7 protein-coding genes and 1 pseudogene are annotated in these 9887 nt (G+C 65.5%); 3 read left to right on the top strand and 5 right to left on the bottom strand.

Annotated elements, in window-relative coordinates:
• Positions 1–817: 817 nt before the first annotated feature.
• From JNB61_RS20710 to JNB61_RS19640, 5 genes and pseudogenes are all read right to left on the bottom strand, one after another.
• Positions 818–1031: pseudogene (locus JNB61_RS20710) on the bottom strand (ATP-binding protein); the annotation flags it as partial.
• A gap of 517 nt (positions 1032–1548) precedes the next feature.
• A complete protein-coding gene (locus tag JNB61_RS19655) occupies positions 1549–2901 on the bottom strand; it encodes an aspartate aminotransferase family protein (RefSeq protein ID WP_220292814.1) in 1353 nt (450 codons plus the stop codon).
• Positions 2902–2917: 16 nt separating this feature from the next.
• The gene (locus JNB61_RS19650) at positions 2918–3904 is read right to left on the bottom strand and encodes a choline/ethanolamine kinase family protein (RefSeq protein ID WP_220292816.1); all 987 of its coding nucleotides are present in this window, start codon (positions 3902–3904) and stop codon (positions 2918–2920) included.
• Entirely contained in the window at positions 3901–4803 is a 903-nt protein-coding gene (locus JNB61_RS19645) for a phosphotransferase family protein (protein ID WP_220292818.1), read from the bottom strand. The genes JNB61_RS19650 and JNB61_RS19645 overlap by 4 nt, the downstream gene beginning before the upstream one ends.
• Positions 4803–6254 carry an amidase gene (locus JNB61_RS19640; RefSeq protein ID WP_220292820.1) on the bottom strand — a complete coding sequence of 484 codons (1452 nt, stop codon included), beginning with the start codon at positions 6252–6254 and terminating at the stop codon, positions 4803–4805. The genes JNB61_RS19645 and JNB61_RS19640 overlap by 1 nt, the downstream gene beginning before the upstream one ends.
• Positions 6255–6435: 181 nt before the next feature.
• Between JNB61_RS19640 and JNB61_RS19635 the strand changes: the two genes are divergently transcribed.
• From JNB61_RS19635 to JNB61_RS19625, 3 genes are all read left to right on the top strand, one after another.
• Positions 6436–7245 (top strand): GntR family transcriptional regulator, encoded by an 810-nt coding sequence (locus JNB61_RS19635; protein ID WP_220292822.1) that lies wholly within the window; start codon positions 6436–6438, stop codon positions 7243–7245.
• A gap of 124 nt (positions 7246–7369) precedes the next feature.
• The gene (locus JNB61_RS19630) at positions 7370–8359 is read left to right on the top strand and encodes a sugar ABC transporter substrate-binding protein (RefSeq protein WP_220292824.1); all 990 of its coding nucleotides are present in this window, start codon (positions 7370–7372) and stop codon (positions 8357–8359) included.
• The gene (locus JNB61_RS19625; RefSeq protein WP_220292826.1) at positions 8356–9873 is read left to right on the top strand and encodes a sugar ABC transporter ATP-binding protein; all 1518 of its coding nucleotides are present in this window, start codon (positions 8356–8358) and stop codon (positions 9871–9873) included. Before JNB61_RS19630 ends, JNB61_RS19625 begins: the two co-directional genes overlap by 4 nt.
• Positions 9874–9887: the final 14 nt, after the last annotated feature.

The following is a 9887-nucleotide window of genomic DNA, read 5'->3' as shown; positions in this document are numbered from 1 at the left end:
TCGATAACCCGGCCAAGACGACGCTTGAAAACTAGGCCGCCCAGACCAGATTGGGTGGGTGATCTCCTTGGAGGATTGGGCGCTGATCAGGCGGCTGTTCGCGGACGGGGTTCCGCAGCGCCAGGTCGTGAGGGAGCTCGGGATCGCGAGGGACGCGGTCCCGGCAGCGGTGCGGTCGGACCGACCGCCGAAGTATCAGCGAAGGTGCGGGCGACGTTGTTGTCGCCGTTCCAGGCGCGGGTGCGTGCGCTGCTGGCGGGAGTACCCGTCGATGCCGGCGACGGTGATCGCAGAGCGGTCGAACGGACCGGCTCGATCACCTGGTTGGGAGAACGTCAGGCGGTTGCGGCCGGAGCACCGCCCGGTTGACCCGGCGGACCGGTTGTCGTGGGCGCCCGGGGATGCGGCGCAGTGCGATCTTTGGTTCCCGCCGCGGAAGATCCCGCTCGAAGACGGTGGCAGTGTGCTGTTGCCGGTGCTGGTGATGGTCGCCGCGCACTCCAGATTCATCACTGCCAGGATGCTCCCGACCCGCAGGACCGAGGACCTGCTGCTCGGCTCGTGGGAGCTGATCCAGCGGCTCGGCCGGGTGCCGCGCCGGCTGATCTGGGACAACGAGCCGGGCATCGGCCAGAAGGGGCGACTCGCGCAGGGCGTCGCCGCGTTCGCTGGCACCCTCGCGACCAAGGTGGTGCAGCTGCGGCCCTACGACCCGCAGTCGAAGGGATCGTGGAGCGCCGCAACGGCTGGATGGAGACCTCGTTCATGCCCGGCCGCACGTTCACCTCACCCGCCGACTTCACCCCGCAACTGGCCACAGGCGTTCGATCATCGCGGCCGCGACGGCCCGGTCGCACCCGGCCCCAGCCGGAGAACGGCAGGTGAGCAGTGAGGATCAGCGACGCATGATCGTAGCGCGACGAGACGAGCTGGAAGAAGAGATTCGGGGCGTCCTGTTCGAAGGGCAGTTAGCCGACCTCGTCGACGATGATCAGTCCGTAGCGCCGCAGCCTCGCAAGCTCGGGGGAAAGGTTGTCTTCCGTCGTAGACCACACCGACGTGCTCACCCTCAAAGGCGCCAGCTACCGGCTCCGCGGCAGAGGCATCGACAGCCTCCCGAGCATCAAGACGCAAGATCCGGCAGACTGAGCAAACGACAACCAGGTGGCTAGTTTTCGCCCCTCGGTGGCGGGTTCTTCAACAGTCGCCGACACTCCCCGCGGTGATGACCGGGTGGGGCTGCAACTCGAATCTCGGCTTCGTGGAGCTTTATCAACCGCTGCTCGGCCAATTTCAGTGAGCGTCACTACTGAATTGTGTGACCTGCGGTGTATGGGGGCGGCCTACGCACAGATCGGAAAACACCGCGATCTCGCGCAAATCCATAGCGCGACAGGGTGTCGGCACGGCAGCGCAGATGGCGCCCTGCTTGAAGGTTCGCGCGGATCGTCGAGTGGGTGAACCCCCGCACGGCGGCGCCATGATCCGCGGCCCCAGTTCCCGCACGCGTTCGTCCGCAGCCCCCGACACGCTCGGAGCCACGTTGCCTTATCTTGCCGCCGTGCGGGCGAGCGCATCGTCGAGGGCTGTGATGAATCTGTCTGCTTCCGGTTGCCCCCAGCTGAGAAGGGGTCGCGCTTTGACGGTGGTGGAGTGGGGCCCTGCGACGGAGACGAGGACTCCGTCCTCGCGGAGGGCGTTGACGATCGCGCGCGCTCGCGCGGGTGCTGGTTGGCTCCCCCCCGGCTCGGCAACGATCTCGATACCGAAGAATAGGCCGGCTCCGCGTACATCACCGATGTGTGGATGCCGCGTCTGGAGGGTCCTCAGGTCGTCGAGTAGCTGGGCACCGAGTCTTTCTGCGTGATCGGCGAGGCGATTGTTGAGGATCGTGTCGAGTACGGCATTAGCGGCGGCGACGGGCACGGTGCTGCCGCCGAAGGTGTTGAAGTAAGGCACCGTGGTGCCGAATTGTTCTAGTACTGCTGCGGAGGCGATCATGGCGGCGACCGGGACGCCGTTACCCATGGGTTTGCCGAGCGTGACGATGTCTGGTGTGACGCTGTGTCGGGCGTAGCCCCAGAAAGCGCTTCCTGTGCGGCCGAAGCCGGGTTGGACTTCGTCGGCGATGACGACGGCGCCCGCCGCGCGGGCTGCGGCGTAGGCCGGGGCGAGCACGGACGTATCGGTGACGACGCCGTCCGAGGACAGGATGCTGTCCAGGACAAGCGCCGATGGAGCGTATCCGTTGCGTCGCAGGTCGGTAAATGCTTCCGCGACGCGAGCACCGAACCAAGCGCCGATGCCTTCTGGGGGAGCCAGGCGGAAGGTGTCGGGGGCGGGAACGGTGCGAACGTGCGGGCCGAGCGCGAAGCGGCCGATGGATGGGGAGATTGCGGTTACCGCGGCGCTTGTGCCGTGGTATGCCTCACTGGTGACGACGACACCGCGGCCGCCGGTGGCTGCCTCGGCTACGCGCAGAGCGAGGTCGTTGGCCTCGGAGCCGGAATTGGTGAACATCACATGGTCCAGCCCGCGCGGGAAGGTGGTGAGAAGCTTCTCGGAGTAGTCGATGACGCCGCGCTGAAGGTAGCGGGAGTGGGTGTTCAGCTGGGCCATCTGGCGGTGCACCGCTTCGACGACCGCCGGGTGCGAGTGTCCGATGGAGGCAACGTTGTTGTATGCGTCGAGGAATTCTTGACCGTCGGCACCATAGACGTAGCTGCCGTGTCCACGCACGAGGTGGACGGGGCGCTCGTAGAACAGCCGGTAGCTGGGGCCGAGTGCTCGCCGACGTCGCAGGACGAGGTCCCGATCGCTGGGGCTTAGTTCGGCGAGGCTCGCCGGATCCGCCTCATCGAAGGCGTTTCCATCAATGATGCTGGAGGTCGTGGTGGTCACGAATCGTGCCTTTCCGTCATATTGCGTGCAGCCACTGACCCCAGCGGGGGTCGGCCACTTTGGTGCGGGCGCGCAGGAGCTTCCATACGCCGTATTTGTGGAAGTCGTAGTCCCATGAGGCGTTGAGCTGGTGGTTGACGCAGCCCCATAGTCCCCACTTGATGTCTGCGAGCGCGGATGCGACCTGCACCCGCGAGACGATGTCCCAGGATGTTGTGCCGTAAACGGCGTCGATGCACCGCAGGATTGCTGGCTCGTCGTAGAAGTACTCTGTGAACGTGACGGCGAGGTCGTATGCCCTCTCGTTGTTCGAAGCGAACTCGAAGTCGACCATCCGCATCGGTTTGCCGGGACTCACCAGGAAGTTGCCGGGCATGGGGTCGTTGTGGCAAGGCACGATGTCCAACCCAGACGCTGTATAGGCGGCGCGTGCTGCTTCGTATTCACGCAGCAGCGGCTCGGCGAAGGAAGGTAGACGTACGCCGATTTCTTTGACTTGGGTGAGATGTTCGTCGATGAGCTCGAAGATCGTTTTGGTGACGGGAAGCGGGGCGATCGTGTGGAATGCGTTTTGCAGCGCCAGAACCGACTCGGTGACCTCCCAGCGCTTCATGTCACCGTTTGTGCAGGCGCGGTACCCCTCGAGGAACTCGATGACTTCCACCCCGTTTTCGGCGTCGAAGTGGACGATGCGAGGGCTGATGCCAAGTTCGCCGGCGCGCACTGCGGCGAGATGGGAGTTGCCTCGATCGATGAAGTCCTCGGTGCCTTCGCCGGGCACTTTGAGGAAGTACGCCACGGGGTCGCCAGTGACATCGACTCGCCAGTTGCTGTTCTGCAGTCCCCCCGAGACTGGCGTGTAGAACACCTCCCGTCCTGCCCACTGGGTCACGCGTCGGAGGCAGTCTTCAGCCCGCTGCTCGGAGATCGTTCTTCCGTCTCCGAGCCGTCGCCGCAGGTCGGTGTGAACAGCTGAGGGGGTGGCGGCGTCGACGTCGGTCATGACAGTCTCCTCAGGTGGTCGTCGAATGCAGGGTCGCCGAGCAGCACGCGTGCGCGCAGAAACATCCAGTCCGAGAACTTTGAGTACTCCAGGGTTCCAGGGTCCTGACTGTCGACCCATGCACCGATGAGGCCCCCGCGCAGAGCCTCGGCCGCGGCGTAACAGCGGGCGCGTGCGTACAGAGCTTCATCGAACGATCCCCAGGCGAGCTCGAAAACTTGGCGAGCATCGAGGCGGCCGAAGGCGTGCTCGAGGAGTACGGATCCGACGTCTTGCACCGGGTCGGTCACGGCGGCCCAGTCGAAGTCGAGCAGGAGGATCTCCCCGTTTCCGTGTGCGACTGCCGTGTTAGAGCAGTTGGCGTCGCCGTGAATCAGCACCGCATCGGTGTGAAGGGCGATGCGGCGCTCGGCGGCAGTCACGAGCCGTCGCATCCAGGCGTAGTCGGAGGGCAAGGTCGCTTGCACCGCGCGCAGACGCGCGTCGAGGCTCCGAACGTCGTCGAAGACAGATGCACGGCGGACCTCGCCGGTGGGCAGATCCCAGACAGCACGCCGCACGGCAACCAGACGCTCCAGCGCACCGGTGTCGAGGAAGTCGGCGAGTGTGCCGGTTTTGTGGGTATCGGTCAGATCGGCAAGGACCAGCCGCCCTTCGGCTTGCTGGGCGTCGAGCAGTGCAGGGCCGAGTCCTGCTTCGCCCGCCGAACGGGTGGCTCGCACAGAGGAGCCGACCGCGATGTAGCCGGCCGCGGTGGGCGTGTAGATCTTCACGAAGACGCTGTCACCGGAGGTGACATCGCGGGCCCGCGAGCGGATGGAGTCGGCGCCCCACCATTGCGGGCTCGCCATGGTCGGGGCCGGGGGAGTGAGGGTCTGATCAGGAACGAGCGAGAGCATCACGCCTCCTGGTACTCGCTTGCGAACAGGGCAGGTTCCAACGGATCCGCGGCGACCGGTATCACGGGCCACGCGAGCGAGATCGTGCGATGGCGCTCCAGCCACCCGGCCACCTGCATCACGCGGGCATCGTCAAATCGCCGGCCCACGATCTGGACACCGACCGGCACGCCCTCCTCCGCACCGAAGGGAACCGTGGCGGCCGGCGCGCCGGTCTGGTTGTGCCAGCAGGTGAACGAGCAGTGCGCGAGTGGAGCGGTCGGGTCGAGGCCTACCATTTCGGCTCGGTGGCCCAGACCGGGCAGGATGGGCGACAACACCATGTCATACGGAAGCAGCGCCTGCTGGACCTGCGCGGCCGATCTGGCCACCGCCCCGAGATCGTTCTCGTGCTGGGCCCCGGTGATGCCGACGGCCCGACTGGACCACTCGCTGATCTCCGGCAGGACCTGATCGCGGCCCGCTTCTGACAGGCTCTCCCATTCCGCGCGGGCCCGCACCTGGAACAACCTGTCAAGCGCTGGGTACGGGTTGTGATCGAACAGCGCCTCCATCTCCTCGACGCTGGCCCCCGCGGCGCTGAGGGCGTCCGCGGCTGCTCGCACCACGCGCTTCACCAACGGGTGCAGGCCCGGCCCGTAGCCCATATCCGTCAGCACACCGACCCGCAGCCCGGGAAGGTTCAACAGGTCTGGCATGCACTGCTCTACGCGCACTGCCCCGCCTGGGAGGCTGAACAGATCTCGAGCGTCGGGACCTGAGAGAACGGAGAGCAGCTCGGTTGCTTCGGCGACCGTTCGAGCCATGGGGCCCGCGGATCGCACTGTGCTGGGCGCGAGGTGGGGGATCCTGCCCTGCGTGGGTTTGAGGGAGACCAGCCCACAGTGGCCGGCGGGCAGCCTGACCGAACCGGCGATGTCGCTGCCCACGGCAGCCCACCCGATCCCCGCCGCCAGGCTCGCGCCAGCTCCCGCGCTCGACCCTCCTGGGCTCATCGACAGGTTCCAGGGGTTCCGGACGATCCCGTAAAGCGAACTGACCCCTGAGGCCAGCATGCCGAAGTCGGGCATGGTCGTCTTCGCAAAGACAATGGCGCCAGCCTCTTTCAGGCGCGCCGCCGGCGGGGCGTCGAAGGTCGAGTCGGGTACCCGCCGATTCGCTGCAGCGCCGTGTCGCCACGGGGTTCCCGTGGAAGCCACACTGTCCTTGATGGAGACGGGCACTCCGTCGAGAGGCCCGAGCTGATCACCAGTGGCCCATCGTGTGGCAGACGCCTCGGCCTGCTCGCGAGCCTCCGAGGAATTCAAGTAGGCGATGGAATTGAGCACCCCATCCACGGCGTCGATCCTGTGGAGAACCGCCTCGAGCGCGTCGACTGGGGTCAACTCGCCGGCGCGGTAGGCGCTTCGGAGATCGGCGGTGGTCACAGTGGTGGGATCGGTCAGGTCCATGGCGTTCCTTGTATCAGGTGGCGCGCGTCCCACGAGGTGAGCTGCGGCCTTTGGTGCTGACCACCCTTTCGGTCGGCCATTTCAGGTTCATGGGTCCGACGTTAAAGGTTGTGTGGGATCGAGGGAACGCAACCTTTCCGTTACGGTGGTGCATCACGGCCGACGCAAAGACGGGATGTTCATGACCAAGACGACCGAGGTCGGGCAAGCGCTGGCGCGGCTGTGTGAGGAGTTGGCAGCGCGCGGCGCGGTGAAGCTTCCTGCCGAGCGGGTGCTCGCGGAGCGGTTCGCCGCGTCGCGTTACACGGTCCGGCAGGTGCTCGATGGGCTCGAGCAGCAAGGCGTGGTGCGTCGGGTATTGGGCCGAGGAGGCGGCGCTTACCTGACGGCGGCCGAGACGCGTCCGCTCGCGCCGGATAGTGTCGGCGGGCTCGGTGGCGAACGCAAGGTCGTCCGTGACCTCAATCGCGGTGCCGTGAGCGTTCCCCGCATGCTGGTGGCCCAAGGATTCAACGCGGGCGCGCAGGTGCTTAGCGCCGCCTTGGAGGTGCCGGATGAGTCCGTTTCTCGTGCGTTGGGGCTGAGAGCAGGGGAGTTGGTGGCGTCGCTCGTGCGGCTGCGGTTCGCTGATGGGGACACGCTGTCACTCGAGCACGTATACGTTGCCGCGGAGCGCTTCCCGTCGCTTCTGCACCACCGTCTCGATCAGTCCATGTATGACCTGTTCGAGACCCAATACGGGGTGCGTGTGGCCGACTGCGAGGAGTTCATCGAAGCGACCCTCGCTCCGGCTGACGTGGCACAGGCGCTGGGAATCGATGAGGGCGTGCCGGTGATCAAGCTCACCCGCAGGTCGTGGGACCCCGACGGCGAACCCATCGAGTACTCGGTTGACGTGTTCCGCGCCGACCGGACTCGGCTTGCCGTGCGAGCGGATAACGTGGCCAACCGTGTCCACCCTCGAACGGTCGACCATTCTGCCGCCCAATAGCGCGGTGTCATCGAACCTTTACACGTGAGAACCGCGGCCAGAAATGGTCGACGGGCAGGTTTCTGGTCAACACCAGAATCTTGCCGGTAGCTCCCCGCCGGCACTGTCCGCAAGGAGATCCACGATGAAGGCATCACTCCGCTCGAGTTCGCTGCTTCTGCTCGGCTTGGGCGCCATGGGGCTCGCCGGCTGCAGCGCGGCCGACGCCACCGCAACCGGCGCAGACGGTGAGGCGTGCGATGAGACGTACACGATCGGCTTCAGCCACCCCGTAGGAGAGGCGGACGCTGTCAAACAGGTCAAGGGCTTTGCCCAGGCTCACGCGGATGAGGTCGGCTGCGTCGAACTGCTGCTCGACAACACCACGGGCAGCAGCCTCGAATCCCAGCGGCAGACCATCGAAAGTTGGGTGACGCAGGGCATCGATGCGATCGTGATGCAGCCGGTGGACCCCACAGCCTTCGCCGGCTTGCAGCAGCAGGCACAGGAGAAGGGCATCAAATGGCTCACCTACTCGTCAGAGATGGATGGCCGTGACGGCTCGGTCGGTTTCGACAACGAACTCAGTGGCAAGCAGATTGCGGACGACGTCACCACGTGGATTGCTGCCACTCATCCTGAGGGAGGAATCTCCGCGGCCGTCACCACCCTTGTTTCGGTGCCGGTCTACGCCGGACGGTGGGAGGAGCCGATCGCCGCTCTCGACGAAGTCGGCGTTCCTATCGTCTCGGAGCAGGAGTGCGCCGACCAGACCTGCGGTCTGCAGATCGCTGAGGATGCGCTGCGAGAAAACCCCGACCTGCGCATCTTCATCGGGCTTAACGACTCCGCTGCGCTGGGCGCACTGAAGGCCTTCGAGCAGAGCGCGATCAGCGCGGATGAGGTCTACATCGCCGGTCAGGACGGAGCCATCGAGGCCCTGGAGGCAATCGAGGCCGGTGGCCCGTACAAAGCAAGCGCAGCGATCCTTCTCGACGAACTGGGTGCGTCGATCATCGACAACTCGATCGCCGCGATCACCGGTGATGGCGAAGTGGACACCGTCACGCCTTCGGTGCTGGCAAGCCTCGCCGACCAGGCCCAGCTTGACGAGTTGAAGGAACTGCTCAAATGAGTGCGCACCCCAGCGGGGGGCTCCGGATCCGCGATCTCCGCAAGTCATACGGCACCGTATCCGTACTCAAAGGTGTGAACCTCGACTTCGCTCCGGGAGAAGTGCACGCGCTGCTGGGTGCGAACGGGGCCGGTAAGTCTACCCTGCTGGGGTGCCTCAGCGGCGCCGTCGCGCCAACCTCTGGAACGATCCACGCAGGAGGCAAGGAGCACACCGGCTTCACGCCCCGGTCCGCTTTTGAAGCGGGCACAGCCATCATCTATCAGCACTTCCAGTTGGCGGAAACGCTCACCGTTGCCGACAACGTTTTCCTCGGCGTCGAGTTGCGCACACCCCTCGGCACGATCCGGCGGCGCGATCAAGAGCTAGCCACACAGGCCATCCTGGAACGGCTGGATGTTCCCCTCGACCCGCGCACAGGTGTGGACACGCTCACGGTCGGACAACAGCAGATCGTCGAGATCGCTCGCGCTCTGCGCCGCGATCCGGAAATACTGATCCTCGACGAACCCACGGCAGCCCTTGGACGACACGAGGTGGAGGCGCTCCTCGCGCTGGTGCGTCGTTTGGCCCACGAGCACGGAATCGCGGTCGTGTTCGTCACGCACATCCTCAGTGAGGTCATGGCGGTCGCCGACCGTGTCTCGATCCTGCGCGGGGGCACGTTGTTGTGGAGCCGCGATCGCGAAGACGTAGAGCTCGGGGATCTCGTCGCCGGCATTTCCCCGGATCGCATCGACAGCGCAACCGACACAGCGCGTCAACTGGGCGAAGAACTGGTGCGACTCGACGGACTCGTGACGTCGTACTGCGGCCCGATCGACCTTTCCATTGCCGCGGGGGAGATCGTCGGCGTGTTCGCACTGCTCGGCGGCGGGCGCACCAATCTGCTGGAAACCCTGGCGGGCGCGCGCCCCGTTAGTGCCGGTCAAGTGACTATCGGCGGGGTGCCCGCTCGGATCGGTCGCGTGGCTGATGCAATGCGATCCGGCATAGCGCTGGTTGCATCCGACCGTCCCCACCAGTCACTCTTTGGGCGATTGTCAGCACTCGAGAACATGCTCATGCCGCACTATCGCCGGCTGTCGCACGGTCTACGCCATCCCCCCCGGGAAAATCAGATCTTCAACGACGTAGCACGTCGTGTACAACTCTCACCCCGGAGTGCGACCACCGAAGCCTCCGCGTTTTCCGGAGGCAACGCCCAGAAGATCGTGGTCGGCCGTTGGCTCGCTGGGCTCGACGACGTGCGACTTCTGCTGCTCGATGAGCCCACCCAAGGGGTTGATATCGGAAGCCGCGCGCAGATCTACGAATTGCTGCGAGGGTACGTCGGCGCACAGACCCGCTCCGTTCTGTTCGCGACCAGTGACCCCGACGAGGCTATTGCCCTCGCAGATCGAATTGTCGTTCTCGTCGACGGCCACATCGAAGCCGTCGTCGCTCCCTCCATCGGCGAGCATGCCCTTCTGGCGCTCGCACAATCCGTCGATATCAGTAAGGCACACTCATGAGCACCTCCGCTCTC

The organism is Microbacterium ureisolvens (assembly GCF_019511645.1).
Lineage (GTDB): Bacteria > Actinomycetota > Actinomycetes > Actinomycetales > Microbacteriaceae > Microbacterium > Microbacterium ureisolvens_A.
The sequence above is the reverse complement of the archived record's forward strand: the minus strand, read 5'-3'. Positions and strand labels throughout refer to the sequence as shown.